A 241-nucleotide genomic window follows, 5' to 3' on the forward strand; every position below is an offset into this window, starting at 1 on the left:
CCAATTTATTGTATTATTCCAGCTCCAATTGTTCCATTCCCAATTTTCAATTTCTCTTTTAAAGTGTTCCATATGTTCTTTAATAAATTCTTCTTCATTATGTTCTCCTATATTTCTTATTACTTCCCAATTATAGTTTTCTAATAGATATTGAGTATCCAATAGTGCAGATATATTTCCATTCATAACTTCTTGTATTGTTAATGTTAATGTTTGATTTANNNNTGGTAATATATTACAT

The organism is Candidatus Nanopusillus massiliensis (genome assembly GCF_920984865.1).